This window comes from Streptomyces sp. NPDC015127 (genome assembly GCF_043080095.1).
Lineage (GTDB): Bacteria > Actinomycetota > Actinomycetes > Streptomycetales > Streptomycetaceae > Streptomyces.
This window is the reverse complement of sequence record NZ_JBIBVE010000015.1, coordinates 195,037-218,559: the sequence shown is the minus strand read 5'-3', so window position 1 is coordinate 218,559 and position 23,523 is coordinate 195,037. Positions and strand designations below refer to the sequence as shown.

The window sequence follows — 23,523 nt, the reverse complement described above, 5'->3', positions numbered from 1 at the left end:
GTAGGGGGAGTGCCCCCAGCGGGGCTGCATCTGCAGCCCGTCCGGCGATTGAGGACACCGCGCGAAGCGCGGTACGGGGTCTGGGGCGAAGCCCCAGTCTTGGGCTGGGGGTCCCTCCCACGGCCGCCAGGCCGTAGGGGGAGGGCAGGGAGGGGAACGTCACGCCGCCGTCGCCTCCCGCCAGGACGATTCGCGCAGCAGGCGCAGGCCGTTGAGGGCGACCAGGACCGTCGAGCCCTCGTGGCCCGCCACGCCGAGGGGCAGCGGGAGGTGGCCCGCCAGGTCCCACACCACCAGGACGCCGATGCACACCGACGCGATCGCCAGGTTCTGCACCACCAGCCGGCGGGCGCGGCGGGAGAGCGCCACCACGGCCGGGACCGCGGCCAGTTCGTCCCGTACCACCACCGCGTCCGCGCTCTCCAGGGCCAGGTCGGATCCCGCGCGGCCCATCGCGATGCCGGTGTGGGCGGCCGCGAGCGCGGGCGCGTCGTTCACGCCGTCCCCGACGATCAGCACCTTCTCCCCTGCCGCCTGCCACTCGCGCACGGCGGCGACCTTCTCCTCGGGCAGCAGCCCGGCCCGCACGTCCTCGATGCCCGCCTCGCCCGCGATCCGGCCGGCCGCGCGGGCGTTGTCGCCGGTCAGCAGCGTCGGCGTGCGGCCGGTGAGGCGGGCGAGCCCGGCGACCGCCTCGGGCGCGCCGGGCCGAAGCCGGTCGTCGACGGCGAGCACGGCCACCGGCACCCCGTCGGCCTCGACGACTACGGCTGTACGTCCCTCGGCCTCCACCTCGCGGGCCACCGGGCACTCGTCGGCGAGCAGGGCGGCGGGGCTGCCCACGCGCACCTTGCCGCCGTCGACGCTCGCCGAGACGCCGCGTCCGGGAGCCGAGGCGAAGTCCCTTGCCTCGGGCAGCCGCAGGCCGCGGGCGCGGGCTGCGGCGACGATCGCGCGGCCGAGCGGGTGCTCGCTGTGGACCTCGGCGGCCGCGGCGAGGGTCAGCGCGCGGTCCTCCGTGACACCCGTATCCGGCAGGACGCGCACCTCGGCGACGCGCGGCGACCCCTCCGTCAGCGTGCCGGTCTTGTCGAGGGCGGCGCGGTCGATCTCGCCCAGACGCTCCATCGCCACGGCGGACTTGACGAGCACTCCGTGCCGTCCGGCGTTGGCGATGGCGGAGAGCAGCGGCGGCATGGTGGCGAGCACGACGGCGCACGGCGAGGCGACGATCATGAACGTCATGGCGCGCAGCAAGGTGCCCGTGAAGTCGGCGCCGAAGGCGAGCGGCACGGTCAGCAGGGCGACCGTGGCGATCACGACGCCGGTCGAGTAGCGCTGCTCGACCTTCTCGATGAAGAGCTGGGTGGGCGCCTTGGTGGCGCTCGCCTCCTCGACCATGGCGACGATGCGGGCGATGACGGACCGGGCGGCGTCCTTGTCGACACGGACGCGCAGGGAGCCCGTGCCGTTGAGCGTGCCGGCGTAGACGGTGTCACCGGCGCCGCGGTCCACCGGCAGGGGTTCGCCGGTGATCGTGGCCTGGTCGACCTCGCTCGCGCCGTCCAGGACCGTCCCGTCGGCGGGCAGCCGCTCCCCCGGCCGTACGAGGACGGTGTCGCCGACCCGAAGGTCGGCCACGTCGACCGTCTCCCACTCCTCGGCCCGGCCGTCGGCCAGGCGTGTTGCACGGGCCGGGGCGAGGTCGAGCAGTCCGCGGACGGAGTCGGCGGTGCGCCGGGTCGCGAGCGCCTCCAGTGCGCCGGAGGTGGCGAAGATGACGATGAGGAGTCCGCCGTCGAGGTACTGGCCGATGGCCGCGGCGCCGATGGCCGCCACCACCATCAGCAGGTCGACGTCGAGCGTCTTCTCGCGCAGCGCCTGGAGGCCCGCGAGGCCCGGTTCCCAGCCGCCGGAGGCGTAGCACAGGGCGTAGAGCGGCCCCCAGGCCCAGGCGGGCGCGCCGGCGAGGTCGAGCGGCAGGGCGCACAGGAACGCGGCGGCGGACAGGGCGGCCCAGCGGACCTCGGCCAGGGCGAACAGCCGGGTGCGCGGCCGGCCCGGCGGTGCGGCGGACGGCGCGGCCGGCCGCGCCGTCTGCGCGGGCGCGGTGGTCGGCGAGGTCGGGGGAACCATCGGGACACCTCTTCTCCGGGCTCCGCGCAGCGCGGAGCGGTCTCGGCTGACGCCCTCACCATACCGGAACACATGAAGAGGTCTTCATCTGTATGGTTGGCCGCACGGCTACGATGTGCAGCATGGGACACGGAGTCAGCAGCGGCATCACACCGGCCGCCCACCTGGACGCGGACTCCGCGGCGACGATCGCCGCCACTCTCCAGGCCCTGGCCACTCCCTCGCGGCTGATGATCCTCACGCGCCTGCGCCAGGGGCCCTGCGGTGTCACGGAGCTCGCGGACGCGGTCGACATGGAACAGTCGGCGGTCTCCCACCAGTTGCGTCTGCTGCGCGCGCTCGGCCTGGTCACCGGCACCCGCCAGGGCCGCCGCATCGAGTACAGCCTCTACGACAACCATGTCGCCCAGCTCCTGGACGAGGCGGTCTACCACATCGAGCACCTGCGCCTGGGCGCGCGCGACCTGCCGGAGCCGGACGCCGCCGACGACACCACCGGGCCCGCCTGACGCTCTGCCACGTCCCCTGGGCGGCGCGCCTGCCGCGACCGCCCGTGTCCCTCGTGCGGCCCTTCGGCCCCCTTGAAGTGGCAGGCCCCTGCGGCCGCTCCTAGCGTCGTTGCCGTCGAGGTGCACCCTTCGCCTTCTGTGGAATCCGTCCGCGGCTGCCCCTCGGGAACCGGAGTTCTGCCCATGCGCGTGATACGGATCGCCCTCCTGTACCTCGCCGGCGCGGCCGCCCTGCTGCCGTCCGCCCCCGCGGCCCAGGCGGAGGAGACCCCCGCGCCTCTGGTGGAGGAGGTCCCGGCAGCTCAGGACGAAGGCCACGGTGACATCACCTCGTTCGCCTTCAGCGTCACGCCCGCCACGGTCGCGCCGGGCGGCACGGTCACCCTCAAGGCGTCCGAGTGCAAGGCGAAGACCGTGAAGGTCTCCTCCGGAGTCTTCGACACCGTCACCCTCACCGACGGCGTCCCGGCCAAGGCGCAGATCTTCGAGGACGCGAAGCCGGGCGCCGAGTACGACGTCACGTTCGACTGCAAGGGCGAGAAGGGGACCGCCACCCTCACCGTCACCGGCGGCGGCCCCGGCAAGGACCACGGCTCCGGCAAGGACCACGGCTCGCGCAAGGACACCGGCTCCGGCGAGCACCACCGGCCCGCAACCAAGCCCGGCGGGGGCGTGAAGGCAGGCGCGGGCGGCAGCTTCTCGGACCTCGGCCCCGCGCAGCTCGCCACCGGGTCCGCGCTGATCGCGGGAGCCCTCGGCGGCGGCGTGCTCCTGCTGCGGCGACGGCCCGGCAGCGACGCCTGACCCCGCCCCCCTGCCGGGGCGGCACACCGAGTCGAAAGGAGCACCCGGCATGCCGACGACGTCACGGCGCGCCTCCTGGTTCACGCTCCTGTGCGTCCTGCTGTGCGGCGTCCACCTCGTGCGGGGCGGGACGGGCGAGCCGGCCGGCGGGCCGCCGCAGCCCGCACCCGCCGGCGCGGCCGCGCGGCACGACGCGGCCGCTCTCCTGCCGCCCGCGCCCGTCCCGTTGGCGGGTTCGGCCCCGCGCCGTGTCACCGTGCCCTCGATGGGCATCGACGCCCCGCTGACCCCGGTCGGGCTGGACGCGAACGGCTGGGTCGCCGCCCCTCCGGCCGACCGCGCCAACCTGGCCGGCTGGTACTCCGGAGCGGTCACACCCGGCGAGCGCGGAACGGCCGTCGTCGTGGGACACGTCGACACCAGGAGGGGGCCGGCCGTGTTCCATCCGCTCGGGTCCGTGGCACGCGGCGCGCATGTGGAGGTGGTGCGCCACGACGGCCGTACCGCCGTGTTCGCCGTCTACGCCGTCGAGGTCTTCCGCCAGAGGGACTTCCCTGCCGAGCGGGTCTACGCGGACGGCGCCCACGCCGAGATCCGGCTGATCACCTGCGGCGGCGCGTACTCCGAGGACACCGGCTACGACGGGAACGTGGTCGCGTCCGCCCGGCTGGTCGCCGTGCGCTGAGTGGTCAGGCCCCCGTCGCGTCGGGCGTGCGGAGCATCCGGAGGAACGCCTTCAGTCCCGTGATGATCTCTTCGTTGTCGGTGAGGCGGTTGACGGCGGACTCGAACTCGCGCCCCATCGCGGCGATCCTCCGGTCGGTCTCGTCGGCCCGTGCGAACGCCGAGATGCCCAACGCGTCGAGGGAGCCCCGCAGTTCGGCGATGGCCCGGTACTGTTCCTCGGCCTTCTCCTCCAGCACCCTCGTACCGGACTGGACATGGTCGACCCGCCGGCGCAGCTCCACGACGTCGTCGCGGGGGTGGGTCACGTCCTTCAGCAGCACGCCGAGGCGGCCCCGCAGCTGGGTGAAGTACGCGCCCGCGGGCCGGAAGAAGGTGCTCACCAGGAAGAACCCCGCGAACCAGTAGCCTGCGGCGTTGCCCGTGGCCGCCGTCAGCGCCACCAGCAGACACGCGGTCACGACATGCCCCGCGACGGCCGCTCTCAGCGTCGTGCGCGCGATGCGTGCGGCCTCGGCGTCCCGTTCCTCGGACACGTCCAGCCCCTTGCGGCGGCTGATCGCGATCTCGGCCAGCACGGAGTGGGCGCGGAAGTACAGGTTCCAGGGCACGGTCAGCAGGACCAGGAGCCAGAGCAGGCCGACCACGCCCGCCGCCGTGCCGAGCACGACGGCGGGCGGCGCACCCACCGCGTACGCCAGTGCCAGCGCGCCCGCGATCCCGGCCGCCGCGAGTGCCGCCGCCAACAGCTTGCCCATACCGTCCCCCTGTCCCCCCATGTGTCCGGTGTGCTGCCGCCATCGTCCGGCTCCGGCGGCGACGAGGCATGAGTACGGCTACTCATCCCACCGCTCGCCCATGGGCGGCCGCGGTGTCTTTCGGTGTGCTGTCGACGGCGTGTCAGAGGCCGCCGGCAGACTGGGGTGCATGTCCGCTCCCCGCCGGCTGTGTCCGGAGTGCCGCCGTGAAATCGCCGTCGTGGCGGGCCGTTTCGCCCGACACGATCCGGGCGGTGCCCGTTCGGGCGCGGAGTTGGTCTCCTGTCCCGGTTCACGGCGGCAGGCTCCGGTCGCCGCCGCGCTTCAGCCGTCGCTGGACGGCAGCTTCGTGCCGGACTTCCCGGGGCAGTTGCCGCTGTTCTGACGACGACACGCAGGCCGTGGGCCTCCCGATACGCCGGCCGCTGCGGCTCTGCCCTCAGGTCGCGCTGCGCTCGTTCGCCGGATCCGGCGCGCTGCCGGTGCCGAAGGTGCCCGCCGCCCGCAGCAGTTCGCGCCAGTGCTCGGTGTCCCAGTCGGCGGGCTCGGTCGTGGCGACGAAGTCCTCGACGAGGGCCAGGAAGCGCGTCGGGTCCGTGTGGAACGGGAAGTGTCCCGCGCCCTCGAAGATTTCGAGGCGGCTGCCGGGCATCGCGACGTGTGCCGTGTGCGCCTGGTCCACGGGCACCACGCTGTCGCGTGACCCCCACAGCAGCATCACCGGCATCCCCTGGGTGAGATAGCAGCGGTCGAGCATCGTCACCACCTGCCCGCGCCAGTCGACGACCGCCCGCAGGGTGCGGATGAACGCGCTGCGTGCGGTGGCGTCCGGGAGCGCGTCCACGAGGCCGAGCAGTTCGGGGGCGTCCTGACCCAGGTCGGTGTCGAGTCTGCGCATCAGCTCGGTGAACAGCCGTATCGCGTGACGCATCCCCGGCAGGCGCAGCGTGGAGAGCAGGACGTCGGCGCCGGGCACGGACACGGCCCGCAGCACGGGGTTGACCGCGCGGCCCACTCCCCCGGCGCTCACGAGCACGAGGCGTTCGGTGCGCTCGGGGAACTGGTACGCGAACTGCATGGCGACCCCGCCTCCCAGGGAGTGCCCCACGAGGGTCACCCGGTCGATGCCGAGGACACCGAGCAGGTCGCGCATGCCGTTGGCGTAGGCGGCGACCGAGTAGTCGGCGCGGGGTTTGCCCGAGGCGCCGTGGCCGAGCAGGTCGGGGGCGATGACGGTGTGGCGGCGGGCCAGCGCGGGGATGAGGTCGGCCCAGGTCGCCGAGGAGTCCCCTATGCCGTGGATGAGCAGCAGCGCCGGGCCCTCGCCGGCGATGCGGTAGGCGCGACGGTAGCCATGGACCGTCAGGTGGTGCAGTCGTACGTCCGCCGCGGACACCGGGCGCAGCCGGCCCTGCGGCGGGGACGGGGACGTGTGGGGCGGGACCATCCACGGCCTCCTGCTGACGAGGATCTGCGTCCGAGCGTAGAACCGCGGGCGCACGGAGCGTTTCCGCCGGGTTTCGCCTTGGATACGTCTGCGGGCTCCACCTCATTACCGACGCGTAACCCGTCTCTCCGCGAGACAGAGGCGCTCCCGCCAGGTAGATTGGTCTACACCACTGAGCGCTTTCAGAGACAGGGATCTTCGTGGAAGTTGTCATCGTTCCGGACTCCGCCGCGGCCGGCGAGCTCATCGCCGAAGCCATGGCCGACCTGCTGCGACGCAAGCCCGACGCCCTCCTCGGCGTGGCCACGGGGTCGACCCCGCTGCCGGTCTACGAAGCCCTCGCCGCCAAGGTCGCGGCGAAGGAGGTGGACGCCTCCCGTGCGCGGATCTGCCAGCTCGACGAGTACGTGGGCCTGCCCGCCGGGCACCCCGAGTCCTACCGGTCCGTCGTCCTGCGCGAGGTCGTCGAGCCGCTCAGCCTGAGCGAGGCGGCGTTCATGGGTCCCGACGGAACCGCCGAGGACGTGGTGGCGGCCTGCCTGGCGTACGACCGCGCGCTGGCGCAGGCGGGCGGCGTCGACCTCCAGCTGCTGGGCATCGGCACGGACGGGCACATCGGTTTCAACGAGCCCTGCTCCTCGCTCGCCTCGCGCACCCGGATCAAGACGCTGACGCAGCAGACCCGCGTCGACAACGCCCGTTTCTTCGACGGCGACATCGAGCAGGTCCCCCACCACGTCATCACCCAGGGCATCGGGACCATCCTGGAGGCCCGCCACCTGGTGCTGCTGGCGACGGGCGAGGCCAAGGCGGACGCCGTGGCGCTCGCGGTCGAGGGCCCGCTGTCCGCCCTGGTTCCCGCCTCGGCCCTCCAGCTCCACCCGCACGCCACGGTCGTCGTCGACGAGGCAGCGGCGTCCAGCCTGAAGCTCGCCGGATACTTCCGGGCCACGTACGCGGCGAAGCCGGAGTGGCAGGGCCTGTAGGCCGGTACACGACACGACAGGGCGGGCGCGACCGGAGGGCCGCGCCCGCCCCTTTTTGCGTCATCGGCGGCACGGACCTTCTCAGGCGGCCGCCGGCGTGACGTCTGCCCACGCCCAGTAGCGGCGCTGGTGCGCACACCCGCCTCCTTTGTGAGGCCGGGCATAGGAGCCACGTCACGTCCTAAGGGCGATAGTGGAGCCCACCCCTCGGCAAGCCGACAAACACGCGCATACAGGCGCCTTCTCGGCATGTGCTCTGTAGTGGGGTAGTAGGTCACATTCTTGCGCCGGCCTCGAACCGCCCCTAACCATGGCTGACGTTCCGGGGAGCCAGCGCCGGGACCGGGCGCATCCCGCCCGGTCGACTGCTCCGGCCCCGACGCGGAGAACCGCTCCGCCTCACGCCGATCGCGACCATGGTCGGCCTCCCCATGACGTCCCCCGTTTGGAGAGTCCCTTCCGTATGACCGCCGCCACGCAGACCACCGCCGCCCGCACCGCCCGCTTCCGCAAGTTCTCCGTCACCGGCCTGGCCACGGCGGGCGCCGCAGCGCTCGCGCTCACGCTGGCGCCCTCGCCGGCGCAGGCCGCTCCGGTCACGGAGAGCGCGTCGAAGGCCACGGTGGCGACGGCCGGGGTTGCGCCGGCCAAGAAGGACAACCCCAAGAAGGACAACCCCAAGAAGGCGAAGAAGGCCAAGAAGGTCTACGCCGACAACCTCGACGGCTGGATCAAGGAGGCGCTGGACATCATGAAGTCCGAAGGTATCCCCGGCACCTACGAGGGCCTGCACCGCAACATCATGCGGGAGTCCAGCGGCAACCCGAACGCCCAGAACAACTGGGACATCAACGCACAGAACGGCACGCCGTCCAAGGGCCTTCTCCAGGTCATCCAGCCGACCTTCGACGCCTACCACGTCAAGGGCACCCCGCACGACCTGACCGACCCGGTGGCCAACATCACCGCGGCGGCCAACTACGCCGCCGACAGGTACGGCTCCATCGACAACGTCGACTCCGCCTACTGATCCACCCTTCCGAACCGCCTTCCGAGCCGTTCGGCACTCGCGGCCCCGCCCCTCGTGGGCGGGGCCGCGTCGTCGTTCAGCGGGTGGCGTCGAGCAGTGAGCGCGCCTGCCGACGGGCCGTCCGGAAGGCGTCGTGGAAGATCCGCAGGCCGTGGGCGACGAGCGCAGGTCAACACCCTCATGTTCCTCATGGCCCCGGTGACCGCCGTGTGGGGCGCGATGATGTTCGGCGAGCCGTTCGGGGTGCAGGCGGCCGTGGGACTCGCACTCGGGCTCGCCGCGGTGGTGATCGTCCGCAGCGGCGGCTCCCCGCCTCCGGACGAACCGAAGGGCGACCTCGGCACCGTCCGCGGAACTGGCGCGCGGCACGCTGCGCGCCCGTGCCCCCTCGTTCCTGAACTCGCCTTCCCTACACCGCCGATACCCCTCGCACCCCGGGTGACATTGTCCGTCCGGGATCTCGGCGTCGGCGGCGTGCGACGGGAAGGAACCACTGGAGTACCGAAGGGGTTGGCCGTCTTCCGGCCTCGGCCCCAGCGGCTCCCGTCCGGCGGTGCACCGCGGCGCCGTCCCGTCGGCAGGTCGGAACGGTTGGGCGTGATGCGGCCAGACCGGGAAGGACGCTGCCAGGGTGCGGCGAGCGGCTCCGGCGGCGCGCGCACGGGCCGGCGCGGCCCGTACCGCGCAGAATTCCGTCACAATCCGCCGCATCGGGGACACAAGGCGGCGCGCCGGAGCAATTTTCGATCGGCCGGATCCGGACCCCGGCCGACGAAATCATGTGAAGCCCTTGTGAATTGTTCTCCTCATGTGATCACCGATATCGCGCTGACCATGACGATTAACCGACTGCTTCATTCACGGATGCGCCCGCGCGGATGACCGAATCGGTCCCTTGACCGGCACTTGAGGGACGAACGAGACTCGACGAGGCACTCATGCATCAGGAGCCACAAGCGCATGCGCATGCGAATGGCCCTGCGAGACCGATATCGCACGGGGTGTGTGGCGGGGGAAAGTGAAGAGCTCGTTCGTTGCGTCCGCATGCGCGGACTTCTGCTTCACGTCCTCTCCTCATCTCTTGGTGCGCGAAGGGAATGGAGGGGGAATGCCGACGCACATGGGCTATCCCGGCGTATACATCGAAGAACTTCCCAGCACCGTCCGTACCATCGCCTCGGTCACCACATCGGTGACCGCATTCGTGGGCCACACCCGCCGGGGTCCGCTCAACCAACCGGTCCGCATCACCAGTTTCGCGGACTTCGAGCGCCGCTTCGGCGGTCTGACCGCCCAGAGCGCCGTCGGCTACGCGGTCCACCAGTTCTTCGGCAACGGCGGCACGGTCGCGGTCGTCGTACGCGTGGCCAAGGCCGGCACCGGCGAGGAGGCCTGCGTCACGCTCGAGTCCACCGAGGGGCGCAGCGAGTGCCCGGTGCTGGAGGTGCACGCGAAGGAGCCGGGCGTGTGGGGCTCGGGCCTGCGGGTGGCCGTCGACCACGACACCCGTACCCCCGACAAGACCTTCAACCTGCATGTCCTGGACGCCCGCGGCGACGCCCGCGAGTCGTTCACCGGCCTGTCGATGCACTCCGGGCACGGCCGTTTCGTCGAGACGGTCGTCAACGCGGGATCGTCCCTCGTACGTGTGAAGGCACTCGACGAGGACCGGCCCGACCCCTCGGGCACGGTGTCCAAGCCGTTCGCGGCCGACCTGCCGGACCTGAACGTCGAGCTGAAGGTCAAGATCGGTGATGTGGAGCGGGAGTTCACGCTCTACGAGCCCGACCGCGACGGCGAGCCGCCCACGGACGTCACCGAGCTGGCCCTGCTGCTGGAGCGCAAGCTGCGGGCCCTGCCCGACGCTCCCGGCAAGCACGCCTACGCGGGGGCCGAGGTCACCGCGTTCGGCCGCCGGCTCCAGGTGGTCGCCGGGTCCCTCGACCCGGACGACGTCGTGCGCTTCGTCGGGGAATGCGCCAACGACCTGGGCCTGGAGGCTTCGGTCAACCCGCCGGTCTTCGCGCTCGACGGCGGCAAGGACGGCGACGCGCCCGGACCGCGCGACCTGATCGGCAGCGAGGCGGACAAGACCGGTCTGCAGGCGCTGCGGGACGTCGACGACGTCAATCTGCTGGCCCTGCCGGAGCTCGCCGCCTACGAGTCGACGCAGGACATGGTCACCGTCATCTCCGCGGCCGAGCAGCTGTGCCGCGAGCGCCGGATCTTCCTGCTGGTCGACTCGCCCTCCACCTGGGGCAGCGTCGACGCCGCCCGCGCCGGGATCGGCGCGTTCGACAGCGTGCGCAGCGACCACGCGGGGCTGTACTTCCCGCACCTGCAGCTCACCGACCCGCTCACGGGCCGGCTGCGAGCCTTCCCGCCGTCCGGCGCCGTCGCGGGTGTCATCGCCCGCACGGACGGCGAGCGCGGTGTGTGGAAGGCACCCGCGGGTACCGAGGCGCGCCTGGCCGGAGTCCGCTCGCTGACCGTACGGCTCACGGACCGCGACAACGGCCTGCTGAACCCGCTGGGCGTCAACTGCCTGCGCACCTACCCGGTGGTGGGACCGCTGGTGTGGGGGGCGCGGACACTGGCGGGCGCGGAGGCCCTGCAGAGCGAGTGGAAGTACGTGCCGGTGCGCCGGCTCGCGCTGCACGTCGAGGAGAGCCTGTACCGCGGACTGCAGTGGGTCGTCTTCGAGCCGAACGACGAGCAGCTGTGGCAGCAGATCCGGCTGAAGGCGTCGGCGTATCTCAACGACCTGTTCCGACAGGGCGCCTTCAAGGGCGGCACACCCCGCGAGGCGTACTTCGTGAAATGCGACAAGGACACCACCACCGACGCCGACATCGAGCGCGGTGTGGTGAATGTCGTGATCGGCATCGCTCCGGTCAAGCCCGCGGAGTTCGTGATCGTCAAGATCCAGCAGATGGCCGGCCAGTTCGACCTGTCGTAGTCCCAGGCCCGAGGAAGAGGAACACAAAGGAAACCGATGGCTGAGTTCCAGGTAAACGCCCATCGTTTTGACCCCTACAAGAATTTCAAGTTCCTGGTCCTGTGGGACGGTCGAACGGTCGCGGGCATCAGCAAGATCAGTCCGCTCAAGCGCACCACCGAGGTGGTCAAGCACCGCCACGGCGGCGACCCCAGCTCGCCGCGCAAGTCCCCGGGCCGCTCCGAGTTCGAGGGGGTGACCCTGGAGCGCGGGGTCACGCACGACCCCGAGTTCGACCGCTGGGCCAACAAGGTCTGGCAGGTCGGCGCGGGACTCGGCTCGGAGGTGTCGCTGCGCGACTTCCGCAAGGACATCATCATCCAGGTCCTCAACGAGGCCGGGCAGGTGGCCGTCTCGCACAAGCTCTACCGGGCCTGGGTCAGCGAGTACCAGGTCCTCGGCGAGCTCGACGCGAACGCCAACGCCGTCGCCATCCAGAGCGTGAAGCTCGAATGCGAGGGCTGGGAGCGGGACTACGAGGTGCCGGAGCCCGTCGAACCGTCCTTCACGCACCCGGCCTGACCGCCGGGCGCGCAGGGGAACAGGGGTGGGACCCACCGAGCTGCTGGCCGTCTGGGAGGCCGGCCTGGCGCAGCCCGCGGGCGAGAGATCGCTGCTGCTGCACCGGGCCGCCCGCCCGGCGGCCACCGCCGACGAGCTGCTGTCGGTGCCGGTCGGAGAACGTGAGGCGGATCTGTTCGCGCTGCGCCGGGCGTTGTTCGGCGAGCGCATGCAGGTGCGCGTGGAGTGCGGGGCGTGCGGCGAGGCGATGGAGTTCGACCTCGACGCGAGCGTGCTGACCCGACGCGGCGCGCTGCCCGACGAGCCGCTGCGGGTGGCGGACGGCGAGTGGGTGGTCGAGTTCCGGCTGCCGACCGTCGCCGGCCTCGCGGCGGCCGCGACGGCGTCCCGTCCCGACGAGGCACGCCGCAGGCTCGTGACGGACTGCACGGTCAGGGCACTGCGGGGCGGCGAACCGGTCGCCTCGGACGAGCTGGCCGCGCTGCTGCCCCAGAGCGTGGAGAAGCTGATCGCCGAAAGGGCGGCGGAGGCCGACCCGACGGCGGACGTCACGCTCAACGTCGCCTGCCCCGAATGCGGCGAGGCCACCCCGGCCGAGCTGGACATCACCTCCTATCTGTGGACCGAACTCGACACCTGGGCACGGGACCTGATGCTCGATGTCCATCTCCTCGCCTCCGCCTACGGATGGAGCGAGCCGGAGATCCTGGCGCTCAGCCCGCTGCGGCGTCGTTACTACCTGGAGCTGTGCGCAGATGCCTGACTACTTCGACCGGCTGCTCGCCCGGTACACACCGGTGGGCGCGGCGGCCGGCGCGCCCACCCGGGTGCGGCCGCGGCTGCCGGGCCCGTTCGAGCGTGTGGAGGCGCTGCGGTACGGGCCGCCGGAGCCCGACGAGCCCGCGGCCCTGATCCCGACGGCGCACGTGCCGCCGCCCGCGCCCGCGGCGACGGTGCGGCACGAACACGCCGTACGTACGGAGAACCGCACGGTGGTGCGCACCGAGCAGGTGCGAACGGCCGACGGGGAACCGGCGCCCGCCCGGCCGGCCCCGGAGCCGCTGCTGCGGCCGGCCGCGCCCGTGCCGTCCCCGGTCCGGCCCGCGGCGGAACAGGCTCCGCGTACGGCGCGCCGGGACCGTGCGGCGCGGGACGGAGCCGACACGCCACAGCGTGCCGCGGCCCCGGCCGCGCGCGCAGACATCGCTCCCGCGCCCGCCGCCCCGGCAGCGGTGCCGCTGCCGCGCCCGTCCGACGCGGCCGCGGCCCGCGGCACGGCGCTGGGCTCGGTGGGCCGGCGCGCGCAGAGGCCCGCGGAGCGGGTGGTGCATGTGCAGATCGGACGGCTGGAGGTCAGCGCGGCGGCACCGCCGCAGACGACAGACCGCCGGCCGGCCGGCCGGGGCGGAAGGGCCGCGCCCGTACTGACCCTGGACGACTACTTGTCGCGCGGCGAGAGGAAGGACCGACCATGAGCAACGCACTCGCCGTCGCGACGGTCACCCAGGCGCTGGCCCTGCTCATCGAGAGCAACCTCGGCCCGGAGATGGACATCGCGGTCAAGGTGGAGACCCGCAAGCCGCCGAACGAGCCGCCGGCGGAGCCGACCATCACGGTGTTCCTGTACCAGGTGACACCGAACCCCTCGATGCGCAACGTCGACCTGCCGGCCAGGTCCTCGGACGGCACGCTTCTCCAGCGTCCGGTGGCGGCCCTGGATCTGCACTACCTGATCAGCGCGTACGGGGAGGAGGCGGAGCTTGTCGGGCAGCGGCTCATCGGCTGTGTGGTCCGCACGCTGCACGAGATCCCCGTACTGCCCAAGGAGCTGATCGAACTGGCGGCGGAGCGGCCGTACCTGGCGGGCTCGGACCTCGCCGAATCGCCGCAGAAGGTGCGCTTCACGCCGACGGTGATGGACGTCGACGAGACGTCGAAACTGTGGGGGATGCTGCACCAGACGCCGTACACGCTGTCGGTCGCGTACCAGGCGTCGCTGGTACTGCTGGAGGGCCGGGAGCGGCCGACTCCGGCGAAGCCGGTGAAGGAACGCACCGTGCGGGTGCTCCCGTTCGGCGCGCCGGGCGCGCCGGTGCCGCCCGGGCCCGTGGAGCCGCCGGCCCGCGAGGAGGCCGCCTCCCCCGAGCCCGCCGCACCTTCGGAGACCCCGAAGTCCCCGGAGCTCGCGGAGCCTTCGGAGAAGAAGACGCCGGCCAGGCGGACCGCCCGTACGGCGCCGGCGAAGCGGACCACAACGCCGCGGACCCGCAGGGCGGGCGGGCCCGATGTGCCGAAACAGGGCGGAAAGAGCTGATCAGGAGTGCCGACCACGGGGGCGGGTGAGGACATGGGTACGTACGAGGGAGCCGGGGAGGCCCACGCGCTGACGTCGGCGATCCAGGAGGTTCTCGCCCGCATCGACGCCCACGCGGGCCGCGCGGGCCGCGCGGAGCGCGTCGGGGCCGCCGACGGGGACACTGCGGCTGCGAGCGGGTCCGCGTCGGCCGCGGTGGCCGACGAGCCCGGGCGGGCCGCCGCCAAGGGCGGGGCGGCCACGGGCGGTTCGAGCCGCGCCCGGGGCGCCACGCGCGTCGCGGAGCCGGCCGGTGCGGACAGCGGTGTGCCCGCGCCCGGCGGGGCCGGCGCGCGGGAGGGCGCCACCACAGACGTACCGGACGCGGCCCGCACGCCGCACCGGACGGACGGCGCACCCGGCACGGCGACCGCCGACTCCGGCCGTGACGCCGTCGTACGGCGTGACGCCCGTGGCGGCCGCGTGGCCGGCACCGGCACACCCGCCGCGCTCGACGCGCTCGTCGCGTGCTTCGGGCTCAGTCCGTTCGAGCGCGACATCGTGCTGCTCACGGCCGCCGCCGAGCTGGAACCCACCACCGGTGCCCGGTGCGCCGCCGCCTGCGGTGATCCGGAGCGGGCGCATCCCACGTTCTCCCTGGCCCTCGCCGCCCTGCGCGAACCCCACTGGAGCGCGCTCACTCCTCTCTCGCCCCTGCGGCGCTGGCGGATCGTCGAACTCGACGACGAGACCTGGCTGACCACCTCCCGACTGCGCCTGGACGAGCGCATCCTGCACTTCCTGGCCGGCTCGCCCTATCTGGACGCACGGCTGCACGGCCTGCTGCGCCGGACCGCCGTGCCGGACGCGCTGCCCGCCTCCTACGACCTCGCGGCCGAGCGCGTCGCCGCGGGCTGGGCGGGTGGGCCGCTGCGCGTCGAGCTGGTCGGCGGCGACCTGCGGACGCGCGCGGACATCGCCGCCGCGGCTGCCCGCCGCCGCGGGCTCGGCCTGTACGAAATGGCCGCGGAGGACATCCCCACCGGTGCCGCCGATCGCGACAGGCTCGCACGGCTGTGGCAGCGGGAGGCCGTCCTCCTGCCCGCGGCGCTGCTGCTGGAGGTCGGCGACCTGGACCGGGAGCAGGCAGCGGCCACCGACGCGTTCGTGGAGAGCGCGGCCGTACCGCTCGTCGTCTCGGCGCCCGAGCCTCGCCGCACGGAGCGGGCGCGGGGCGAGCGCGTCCTCGTTCCGCCGCTGGACGCCGACGAACAACTCGGCGTGTGGAGCGAGGCGTTCGCCGCTGTGCCGGAGGTGTCGCAGGACGATCTGCGCGACCTGGTCGCCCAGTTCTCTCTGCCGCCGCACCTCGTGCGGTCCGCCGGCGCGGCCGTGGCACGCGACCTGCCCGGCGAGGACGAACTCGACGCGACGGGCCTCGCCTGGCGCGCCGGTCTCACCGAGGCCCGGATGGGGATGGACGAACTCGGCCGGCGCATCGAGCCGCAGGCCGACTGGGGCGATCTCGTCCTCGCGGAACGGCAGTTGCGGGTCCTGCGCGAAATCGTGGCGCACGTACGGCAGCGCCCCACCGTCTACCAGGAGTGGGGATTCGCCGACACGCTGCGCCGCGGGCTCGGCGTCACGGCCCTGTTCGCCGGCGGCTCCGGCACCGGCAAGACGCTCGCCGCCGAGGTGATGGCGAAGGAACTCGGCCTGGACCTGTTCATCATCGATCTGTCGCAGGTGGTCAGCAAGTACATCGGCGAGACGGAGAAGAACCTCCGCCGGGTCTTCGACGCGGCCGAACGCGGCGGCGCGCTGCTGCTGTTCGACGAGGCCGACGCGCTGTTCGGCAAGCGCAGCGAGGTCAAGGACAGCCATGACCGGTACGCCAACCTCGAGGTGAGCTACCTGCTCATGCGGATGGAGGCGTACCGCGGACTCGCGATCCTGACCACGAACATGAAGCAGGCGCTGGACACGGCGTTCATGCGCCGTATCCGCTTCGTCGTCGACTTCCCGTTCCCGGGCGAGAGCGAGCGCGCGGAGATCTGGCGCCGGGTGCTGCCCGCGCGCGCCCCGATGAAGGGCGTCGACCCGCAGCTGCTGGCGCGGCTGACGGTCGCGGGCGGCTCCATCCGCAACATCGCGCTGTCGGGCGCGTTCCTCGCGGCCGAGGAGGGCGACCGGCTGCAGATGCGGCACATGCTGGAGGCCGCGCGCACCGAATACCTCAAGCTGGACCGCTCCTTGACACCCTCGGAGGTCCACGGATGGGTCTGAACGAGGCACCGCGCGAGACGGCGGTGCGGGTGGACATCGGCGAGCTGGCGCTCGACGGCTTCGGCCGGGGCGTCGACCCGGAACGGGTCTCGGCGGCGTTCCAAGCCGAGCTGGCCCGGCTGGTGCGGGAGCGGGGCGTGCCGATCGCCGCGGACGGCGGCCGTGCGCTGGACGGCCTGGCGGGCCTTCCGCCGCTGCCCGCAACGGCGTCGGCCCGCCGCCTGGGCCAGGAACTGGCGCGCGCCGTGCACGCGGGGCTGACGGGCCGGGGTGAGGTGACACGATGAGCACGTCCGCTTCGCAGGAGTCGCGTGCCGAGCAGTCCGGCAAGCGCCGCAAGCGCAAGGACTGGTCGGCCTCCCGTGCGCCCGAGCCGAAGAACATCGTCAGCGGTGCGGGACAGCCGCTCGACGTGAGTGTGCGGCGCGAGCTGGAGGAGCGGCTCGGGCACGACTTCGGCCGCGTACGCCTGCACACCGACAGGGACGCGGGCGCGCTGACCGAGATGCTCGGCGCGGACGCGGTCGCGGTCGGCCAGGACATCTTCTTCCGCGAGGGCGCGTACCGCCCGGGCACGGCGGACGGGCAGCGGCTGCTCGCCCACGAACTCCTGCACACCGTGCAGAACCCGCACGGCCTCGGCACGCTGCGCGCGGGCCGTGACCTGGGCGCGGTGAGCCTGCCGCAGCAGGCGATGGAACGCGAGGCGGAGTCGGCGGCGCAGGGTCTCGTACGGGAGTCGGCAGACCCATCGGGCGAGATTGCCGTGCGACCCGAGGAAGCCGAGGTGCGGACCGGCCAGGCGACACCCGGCTGGCTGCGCTACGCGACCGTGGACGCCGATCGCCGCCGGATGGAGGAGCTGGACCCCGCGACCCTGATCGACCGCGTCGCGAACGGCGTCCTGCGATCCCTGCGCGGCGACCCGGAGGACCGATCGGGCCGGGTACGGCTCCAGCTGGCGCGGCTGGCACCCCAGGTGCAGGAACTCGTCCTCGACCGACTGGAGATACGGCTGCCGGCACCCGTCCTCGACCGGGTGCTGGACCTCGTCGAGGAGACCGAGGCGGCCGGCCCGCTGCCGTTGGACGCCGCGGTGGCGCCGGTGGCCCTGCCCGGCGCGGGAGAGGAGATTGCGGAGGAGCGTCGGCGCGACGAGTCCGCCGACGAGCGGCCGGACGCACGCGAACGGCGGAAGGGTGCCGGAGGCGGGCCTGAGGGCGAGCAGGAGAAGCCCGGCGAGGACGGCGGTAGGCGGCCCGGGACCGAGGGCGATGAGGGAGCGGCCGGCGACGGGAAGGGCAGCACGTCCCCGGAAGAGGCCGCGTCACAGGACGAGGAGGAGGCCGGGGCGCGACAGCAGGACCGGTCGCAGTCCCAGCAGGCGGACAGGGACGCCTCCGCCCGCGAGGACAAGAACGCCTCCGCCCAGGACCAGCAACAGAAGGCCCAGGACGACGGCGCACAGAAGGACGAGGCGAAGCAGGACGACCAGGCCGCCGAGGAGGAGCGGGAGGAGGCCGAAGGCCAGGAGGAGGCACCGCAGGAGGCGGAGCGGCAGGCGGAGGAGCAGCGGGCAGGTGAGGACGAGGGGCCGGCGGCCGCCGGGAACATCGCTGCCGCCCCGTCGCCGGTGGACAAGAGTGGCGCCGAGCCCGGCGAGAGGTCCCGTACCGGTGATGCGCAGCCGGTCCGTGCCACGGGCGATCCGGAGAACGAAGAGGACGTCGATGACGAGCCGTTGGGGCTGGAACCCGAATCCGAGCAGGACGCGGCTCCAGAGCCGGACCCCGGGGCGGCGGCAGGCTCTGGTACGACTGACGCCGGCGCCGATCCGGAGGGCCCGGACACCGCCGACGACCCGCAGCTGTTCCAGCGGCGCAAGAGGGGGGCGCCCCGGGTACCCGGAATTTCGTCCACCGAGGGCGATTCGGAGCCGGACACCGTAGAGGAAACGGCCGGGCCCGAGGGGTCCCGGGGCGCCCCCGATCGCACGGACGAGGCGGACTCCGAGAACCGGACCGCCCAGGAGCTGTCGGACGTCATGTCCGCCGAGCAGGACCTCGGCTCTCAGGGAACCGGCGGGCCGGGCGATGCGGGGCCGATGTCCGGGCTCGCCTCGGCGGAAGCCGTAGGAGGGGACGCCGAGAAGCGACAGTCGGAGCAACGCGCGGAGGACGCCGAGGCTCGCCGGCGGGACGAGGAGGCCCGCACCGCCGACGGTGCGGAGGCCAGCGCGGCTCCGACGGCCGGTGAACCGGCCGGTCCCGAGCGCCTGGCCAAGGCGGACGAGGACGCCCGTACCCAGGACTCTGGTTCGTCCCAGGCGTCCGGTAAGAAGGCGGACGGTGGCGGCCAGGCCGAAGGCACCGCGAAGCAGGGATCGCAGGCCGCCGGCGCCCCGGCGAAGAGCGAGACGGAGCCGAGCGCCGGATCGGACAAGGGGGCCGCCAAGCCGGCCGGCAAGGGCGAGGACACAACGGGCGCCGGCGGCACCGGCACTGGCCAGGGCGCTCCCGACGCCAAGCCGGCCCCCGGCCCCGACCACCAGGGCGTCACCGAGGGCAACGGCAGCGCCACATCGCCGCGACCGGAGACCGGCCCAGACAAGGTCTCCACACCAGGGTCCGGCTCTGGGCCCGGTCCTGCTCCGCAGCTGGCGTCGGGCAACGGCCCCTCACCCATGTCCGCCACGGAGGCCAAAACCAACACGCCCAAGGCCGACGGTGGTTCGGGCTCCGGCGCGGCGGGCGCAGCCGCCCGGTCCAAGCCGTCGGTCAGGAAACGGCAGGCCGCACGGCAAGTCGCACGGAACGCGCGCCGCGGCGGAGCCGGTGGAGGCGGCGGCGGTCGCTCGTCCTCCGCTCCCGCGCCGGCACGGGGCCGCGGCGCCAAAGCAAGCGCATCCGCCCCGGCAAAGCCCAGGAAACAAGCCGCCGCACCGGATGTCTCGAACGCCACGCCCGAGGCGGGGCTCGCGACGGCGGCGGGCCTGAAGCCACATCAGATGCTGGACACGCTCAAGGGAGTGAACGGCGCGGTCGGCCGTTCGGTCGACAAGGAGCGCACTGCCCTGCGCAAGGCGCCGCCGAAGGAGCAGCGCCCGTCCGGCTCCCCGCGGACGGTGCCCGGTGGCCCGACGGCATCGGCACCCGGGACGTACACCAACGCCAAGGTGGCCCGTACCGAGGCCGCTGCCGGCAAGACGCCCGAGATCGCCGGCGAGCAGAAGCCGGAAGGCGAAGTTCCGGGCGCCAACGTGCCTGAGCCGAGCTGGTGGGACATCGCCGTCACGATCGGCGCGCAACTCTTCGGCAAGCTCCTCAAGGAGATCCTGCCGCTCGACGACCTGATCGACTCGATCCTCGGGCTCCCGACGAAGGACGAGGGCCTGCAGAACGCCAAGGTGGGCGACGCGCCCAGGCTCCCGCTGGAGAACGACTCGGACCCCCAGCGCACCGACGAACAGGGCCAGAAGCTCGACGAGCGGAAGACGGAACTGCACCGCGCCGGCCGGGCGGACGCGGCTCGCCCGATGGGCGAGGACCAGATCTATCCGGACGTTCCCACCGAGACCCTGACCGGCAAGGTGCCCGGCGGCAACGGCAAGAACGCCAAGGGCGCCGGTCGCACGATGCCCGGCGGCGGCGTGCCGATCGAGTCCGCGTCCGCCGTGGCCGAGCACGACCGCGGTCCGCAGATCCAGGCCGGCTTCGGCGAGGGCCGGCAGAAGATGTCGCAGGAGCGCAAGAACAAGGACGACAAGGCGCAGGACGACCGGCAGAAGCACGACCGTGACCTCAAGCGCGAGGTCGACGCCAGCAGCAAGAAGCAGGCCGACGCCCGTGACAAGGGTCGCTCCGACATCGCCGACTCCCGCGACAAGTGGCGCAAGGAGCAGGACGACAAGACCTCGGAGATCGACGGCAAGAAGGGCAAGAAGTACGACGAGGTCCGCAAGGACATCAAGGGCAAGGAAGAGGAGACCGACAAGGACGTCGACAAGCGCACCGAGGACGACAACAAGAAGATCACGGACGAGCAGGCCAACGCCGAGAAGGAGGCGGAGAAGAAGCAGGACGAGGGCAAGGACGACGCCGACAACTGGCTCGAAGAGGCCATCGAGAAGCTGAAGCAGTTCTTCGAGGACCTCAAGAACGCCATCAAGAGCGTCTTCGAGAAGGCGCGGCAGATCGTCACCGACCTCATCGACAAGTTCAAGCAGCAGGTCTTCAAACTCATCGACGACGCGCGCAACTGGGTGATCGACAAGATCAACAAATTCGCTGACGCGTTGATCGCACTCGGGGACGAACTTCTCGCCGACTACCCGGCGATGCGTGACAAGTGGCGCAACACCATCGATGGAGCGCGCGACTGGGCTGTCGAGAAGGTCAACCAGTTCGCGGACGGGCTCAAGGAAGTCGCGGGGAAGCTGCTCGACGGCCTGTGCGGGGCGCTGCTCGCCGGGCTCGACGCCCTGGAGACCGGCATGCTGGCGGCCGTCGAGGTCGCGGAGACCGCTGCCGTCGGGGCGCTGGAGTTCGGTGCCGCCGTGGTGGAGGGCCTCGGCGAGTGGGCGGCCATCTTCAACGACATCGTCTCCGACCCCGGCGACTGGATCAGCAAGGCCGGGGCCGCCGCGGACACCGGTGCCAGGGACCACCTCTTCAACGAGGTCACGAGCGCGGTCAAGGCCTGGTTCAACCAGAAGGTCCAGGAGATCATCGGGATCCCGATGGACCAGTTCCAGGAGCTGATCTCCGGCGGTGTGACCGTCGAACAGATGGCTCAGATGGCGTGGGACGAGGCGCTGCCCCAACTCCCGGTCATCATCGGTGTACTCGTGGTCGAGAAGGTCGTCGCGAAGCTGATCCCCGGTGCCGGCTGGGTCATGGCGATCATCGACGCCCTGAAGACCGCGTGGGGCGCGCTCAGCGAAATCCTCGCCGCTTTCGGCCTGTTCATGGACTTCCTGAAGTCGGTCAAGAGCGGCAATGGCGCCCAGCCCTTCGCAAAGGCGGTGGCCGCCGGTGTGGTGGCGCTGCTGGAGTTGATCTACGAGTTCCTGATCGAGGGCGTCGGGAAGTTCATGGGCAAGGTGGCCGAGAAGCTCGGTGACATGCTGAAGAACCTCCGCAAGAAAAAGGACAAGCCCGACGGTTCTGACACCCCGCCGCCGGACGCACCAAGCAAGCCCAAGGACGACGAGTCCAAGGATGACGACCGCACCACGCCCGACAAGTCCTCCGACAAGCCGGGCGACAAGGACACGGACACACCGACGACGCGCAAGCCGCCGCCGGACAAGACGTCCCGCCCGCCGGCCCGGCCGCGCCCCGGCAAGCGTTCCTCACCGGAGAAGAAGCCCTCGCACACGACCCGGCCGAAGAAGCGCCGGGACGACGACGAGCGGCGTGAGGAGGGGCGCGAGGTCAACGCGGCTCGGAAGCGGATACGGGACGGGGAGCGGCGCTCCACCCGCGACGACAGGGACGACACCCCTTCGCGCCGCGGCCCTGCCCGCGACACCCTCCGCCCCGACCGCCGCAAGGACGACGACCGCCCCCGTGACCCGGACAGGGACCGTGACAGGGACCGCGACAGGGACCGCGACCGCGACCGTGACCGCGACAGGGACCGCGACAGGGACCGCGACAGGGACAGGAAGCGGGACAAGGACCGCCGCCGCACCCGGCGCGCCCGCCAGACCGTCAAGTCGGCCCGCAACAGGGCCCGCCGCGCGGCCGGCAAGCTCTACGGCAAGGCCCGACGCAAACTCGGCAACCGCCTGAACGACCGGCTGCGCCGCCTCAAGGACCTGTGGCGACGCCGGCGGGACCGGAGGCGGGACGACGACCGCTCGCGCGACCGGGGCAGGAACCGCCGGGACAGGCGGGACGACGGGACCGAGTCGGTCGACCTGCCGGATGTGCCGTTCGCTGACGCCGACGACGGGGAGCGGCACGTGCTGAGGTTCCACGGCCGCGGCACGGACGCAGGTCTTTACGTTCACAGCATTCCGGAAGAGGTCACTAAGTTCATTGCCGAATGGCGAGAGGACATCGCGAAGCAGGAGCCGTCGACCGAGCGGGACAACCAAGAGCTGTATCTCAAGGCCGCCGTGAGTAAGTACAACCGCGCCAAGAGAATTCAGAAGGGAATTCCGGCGAAGGTGAAGAAGGCGGACCGGGACAAGTACAAGCCCCGCCGTCGGGCCCTGCGGAAGCAGATGGTGAAGTTGGCCAACGCGGCGAGGCTACGGGAGTACAACGACATCCCCGATCCCAAGTGGCCGGACTTCGATGACGTCAAGCCTGGTCGCGGGAGTGCGGGACACTTCTCCGAGTACCTCGGAACCTCCGCGAAGACGGTGTTCGGTGGACCGGGCCAGGATGCCTCCAAGGCGAAGAAGGGGCAGCCGCCGGGTTGGGACTACATCACGAAGAACGGTCTGAGTGAGAACTCCGCCTGGGTGAGGATGCACCTCCTGCCGGAGCGGCTCGGCGGCAAGGCCACCGGCGACAACCTCGTGCCCGCACGCGGTCCGCAGACCAATATCCCGTTCCGGGAGAACATCGAGGATCAGGCCTACGGTGCCATCCCCGAGCAGCAGAAGATCATCTGGTACAAGACGGAGGTCCGGTTCGGGTACTCGCGTACCAAGGACTTCGCCGACTTCCCCAGCTATATCCATGCCGCGTACGGCGGATACGAGAAAGTCCGCGGTACCGGGAAAAAGCGGAGCGATTGGACGCGAAAAGGCGCGGAGAAGCAGTATGCCCGGCACGTTGAGCCGCCCGGCAAGGACGAAGGGGGAACCCTCTTCATCAACACGGCCGGGGCGACGACCATCGCCGGCATGCTCGAATGCTCCGAGAGGCTCGCCGGGCACGTCATTGATGCACGTGAAAACGCAGGGAAGTTCAAGACGCTGCTTGGAATCGATCCGGTTCTTCGGGCATGGAAGGGAAGGCGGGGGCCCGACTTCATGCCCGGGTTGCAGGACATGCTCGACAAGCTTGATGGCCTGATCACACAGAATAAGGTCAAACTGACGGTGTGAGGAA

At 72.0% G+C, this 23,523-nt stretch carries 17 protein-coding genes and 1 pseudogene; 15 read left to right on the top strand and 3 right to left on the bottom strand.

Annotated features, from left to right (window positions below):
• Window positions 1–159 precede the first annotated feature (159 nt).
• Window positions 160–2,136 carry a heavy metal translocating P-type ATPase gene (locus ACF08N_RS28485; RefSeq protein ID WP_392327559.1) on the bottom strand — a complete coding sequence of 659 codons (1,977 nt, stop codon included), beginning with the start codon at window positions 2,134–2,136 and terminating at the stop codon, window positions 160–162.
• 122 nt (window positions 2,137–2,258) lie between these two features.
• Here ACF08N_RS28485 and ACF08N_RS28480 point away from each other — a divergent pair, with 122 nt between their 5' ends.
• From ACF08N_RS28480 to ACF08N_RS28470, 3 genes are all read left to right on the top strand, one after another.
• Window positions 2,259–2,645 carry an ArsR/SmtB family transcription factor gene (locus tag ACF08N_RS28480; RefSeq protein ID WP_392327558.1) on the top strand — a complete coding sequence of 129 codons (387 nt, stop codon included), beginning with the start codon at window positions 2,259–2,261 and terminating at the stop codon, window positions 2,643–2,645.
• Between the two features lie 183 nt (window positions 2,646–2,828).
• On the top strand, window positions 2,829–3,449 hold the full coding sequence (locus ACF08N_RS28475; RefSeq protein WP_392327557.1) for a hypothetical protein: 621 nt from the start codon (window positions 2,829–2,831) through the stop codon (window positions 3,447–3,449).
• A gap of 49 nt (window positions 3,450–3,498) precedes the next feature.
• Window positions 3,499–4,134, top strand: coding sequence for a class F sortase (locus ACF08N_RS28470; protein WP_392327556.1), 636 nt, complete (start codon window positions 3,499–3,501; stop codon window positions 4,132–4,134).
• 4 nt (window positions 4,135–4,138) lie between these two features.
• Here the strand turns inward: ACF08N_RS28470 and ACF08N_RS28465 are convergent, their stop codons facing one another.
• Window positions 4,139–4,891 carry a hypothetical protein gene (locus ACF08N_RS28465; protein ID WP_392327555.1) on the bottom strand — a complete coding sequence of 251 codons (753 nt, stop codon included), beginning with the start codon at window positions 4,889–4,891 and terminating at the stop codon, window positions 4,139–4,141.
• 169 nt (window positions 4,892–5,060) lie between these two features.
• Between ACF08N_RS28465 and ACF08N_RS28460 the strand changes: the two genes are divergently transcribed.
• Window positions 5,061–5,276: a hypothetical protein gene (locus ACF08N_RS28460; RefSeq protein ID WP_392327554.1), complete on the top strand. Its 216-nt coding sequence runs from the start codon at window positions 5,061–5,063 to the stop codon at window positions 5,274–5,276.
• Between the two features lie 54 nt (window positions 5,277–5,330).
• Here the strand turns inward: ACF08N_RS28460 and ACF08N_RS28455 are convergent, their stop codons facing one another.
• Complete coding sequence (locus ACF08N_RS28455; RefSeq protein ID WP_392327553.1) at window positions 5,331–6,338, bottom strand: alpha/beta fold hydrolase; 1,008 nt, start codon at window positions 6,336–6,338, stop codon at window positions 5,331–5,333.
• Between the two features lie 200 nt (window positions 6,339–6,538).
• Between ACF08N_RS28455 and nagB the strand changes: the two genes are divergently transcribed.
• The 11 genes and pseudogenes from nagB (at window position 6,539) to ACF08N_RS28400 (ending at window position 23,519) form a co-directional block, all read left to right on the top strand.
• Entirely contained in the window at window positions 6,539–7,324 is a 786-nt protein-coding gene (gene nagB, locus ACF08N_RS28450) for a glucosamine-6-phosphate deaminase (RefSeq protein ID WP_392327552.1), read from the top strand.
• Window positions 7,325–7,787: 463 nt separating this feature from the next.
• On the top strand, window positions 7,788–8,354 hold the full coding sequence (locus ACF08N_RS28445; protein ID WP_392327551.1) for a transglycosylase SLT domain-containing protein: 567 nt from the start codon (window positions 7,788–7,790) through the stop codon (window positions 8,352–8,354).
• A 165-nt stretch (window positions 8,355–8,519) separates the two neighbouring features.
• Window positions 8,520–8,681: pseudogene (locus ACF08N_RS28440) on the top strand (EamA family transporter); the annotation flags it as partial.
• A 781-nt stretch (window positions 8,682–9,462) separates the two neighbouring features.
• Window positions 9,463–11,313, top strand: a complete 1,851-nt coding sequence (locus ACF08N_RS28435) for a phage tail sheath family protein (protein WP_392327550.1) — start codon at window positions 9,463–9,465, stop codon at window positions 11,311–11,313.
• 36 nt (window positions 11,314–11,349) lie between these two features.
• Complete coding sequence (locus ACF08N_RS28430) at window positions 11,350–11,874, top strand: phage tail protein (protein WP_159694533.1); 525 nt, start codon at window positions 11,350–11,352, stop codon at window positions 11,872–11,874.
• 25 nt (window positions 11,875–11,899) lie between these two features.
• Window positions 11,900–12,637, top strand: coding sequence for a hypothetical protein (locus tag ACF08N_RS28425; RefSeq protein ID WP_392327549.1), 738 nt, complete (start codon window positions 11,900–11,902; stop codon window positions 12,635–12,637).
• Window positions 12,630–13,349: a hypothetical protein gene (locus tag ACF08N_RS28420; RefSeq protein ID WP_392327548.1), complete on the top strand. Its 720-nt coding sequence runs from the start codon at window positions 12,630–12,632 to the stop codon at window positions 13,347–13,349. The genes ACF08N_RS28425 and ACF08N_RS28420 overlap by 8 nt, the downstream gene beginning before the upstream one ends.
• Window positions 13,346–14,188: a DUF4255 domain-containing protein gene (locus ACF08N_RS28415; RefSeq protein WP_392327547.1), complete on the top strand. Its 843-nt coding sequence runs from the start codon at window positions 13,346–13,348 to the stop codon at window positions 14,186–14,188. Before ACF08N_RS28420 ends, ACF08N_RS28415 begins: the two co-directional genes overlap by 4 nt.
• A 33-nt stretch (window positions 14,189–14,221) precedes the next feature.
• A complete protein-coding gene (locus ACF08N_RS28410; RefSeq protein WP_392327546.1) occupies window positions 14,222–16,453 on the top strand; it encodes an ATP-binding protein in 2,232 nt (743 codons plus the stop codon).
• Complete coding sequence (locus tag ACF08N_RS28405) at window positions 16,444–16,740, top strand: hypothetical protein (protein WP_392327545.1); 297 nt, start codon at window positions 16,444–16,446, stop codon at window positions 16,738–16,740. The genes ACF08N_RS28410 and ACF08N_RS28405 overlap by 10 nt, the downstream gene beginning before the upstream one ends.
• Window positions 16,737–23,519: a DUF4157 domain-containing protein gene (locus ACF08N_RS28400; protein WP_392327544.1), complete on the top strand. Its 6,783-nt coding sequence runs from the start codon at window positions 16,737–16,739 to the stop codon at window positions 23,517–23,519. Before ACF08N_RS28405 ends, ACF08N_RS28400 begins: the two co-directional genes overlap by 4 nt.
• The last annotated feature ends 4 nt before the right edge of the window (window positions 23,520–23,523 follow it).

Excerpts from the sequence above, each read along its gene's own strand:
- ACF08N_RS28485 (WP_392327559.1), bottom strand. The coding sequence starts at position 2,136 with ATGGTTCCCCCGACCTCGCCGACCACCGCGCCCGCGCAGACGGCGCGG.
- ACF08N_RS28480 (WP_392327558.1), top strand. The coding sequence starts at position 2,259 with ATGGGACACGGAGTCAGCAGCGGCATCACACCGGCCGCCCACCTGGAC.
- ACF08N_RS28475 (WP_392327557.1), top strand. The coding sequence starts at position 2,829 with ATGCGCGTGATACGGATCGCCCTCCTGTACCTCGCCGGCGCGGCCGCC.
- ACF08N_RS28470 (WP_392327556.1), top strand. The coding sequence starts at position 3,499 with ATGCCGACGACGTCACGGCGCGCCTCCTGGTTCACGCTCCTGTGCGTC.
- ACF08N_RS28465 (WP_392327555.1), bottom strand. The coding sequence starts at position 4,891 with ATGGGCAAGCTGTTGGCGGCGGCACTCGCGGCGGCCGGGATCGCGGGC.
- ACF08N_RS28460 (WP_392327554.1), top strand. The coding sequence starts at position 5,061 with ATGTCCGCTCCCCGCCGGCTGTGTCCGGAGTGCCGCCGTGAAATCGCC.
- ACF08N_RS28455 (WP_392327553.1), bottom strand. The coding sequence starts at position 6,338 with ATGGTCCCGCCCCACACGTCCCCGTCCCCGCCGCAGGGCCGGCTGCGC.
- ACF08N_RS28445 (WP_392327551.1), top strand. The coding sequence starts at position 7,788 with ATGACCGCCGCCACGCAGACCACCGCCGCCCGCACCGCCCGCTTCCGC.
- ACF08N_RS28435 (WP_392327550.1), top strand. The coding sequence starts at position 9,463 with ATGCCGACGCACATGGGCTATCCCGGCGTATACATCGAAGAACTTCCC.
- ACF08N_RS28430 (WP_159694533.1), top strand. The coding sequence starts at position 11,350 with ATGGCTGAGTTCCAGGTAAACGCCCATCGTTTTGACCCCTACAAGAAT.
- ACF08N_RS28420 (WP_392327548.1), top strand. The coding sequence starts at position 12,630 with ATGCCTGACTACTTCGACCGGCTGCTCGCCCGGTACACACCGGTGGGC.
- ACF08N_RS28415 (WP_392327547.1), top strand. The coding sequence starts at position 13,346 with ATGAGCAACGCACTCGCCGTCGCGACGGTCACCCAGGCGCTGGCCCTG.
- ACF08N_RS28410 (WP_392327546.1), top strand. The coding sequence starts at position 14,222 with ATGGGTACGTACGAGGGAGCCGGGGAGGCCCACGCGCTGACGTCGGCG.
- ACF08N_RS28405 (WP_392327545.1), top strand. The coding sequence starts at position 16,444 with ATGGGTCTGAACGAGGCACCGCGCGAGACGGCGGTGCGGGTGGACATC.
- ACF08N_RS28400 (WP_392327544.1), top strand. The coding sequence starts at position 16,737 with ATGAGCACGTCCGCTTCGCAGGAGTCGCGTGCCGAGCAGTCCGGCAAG.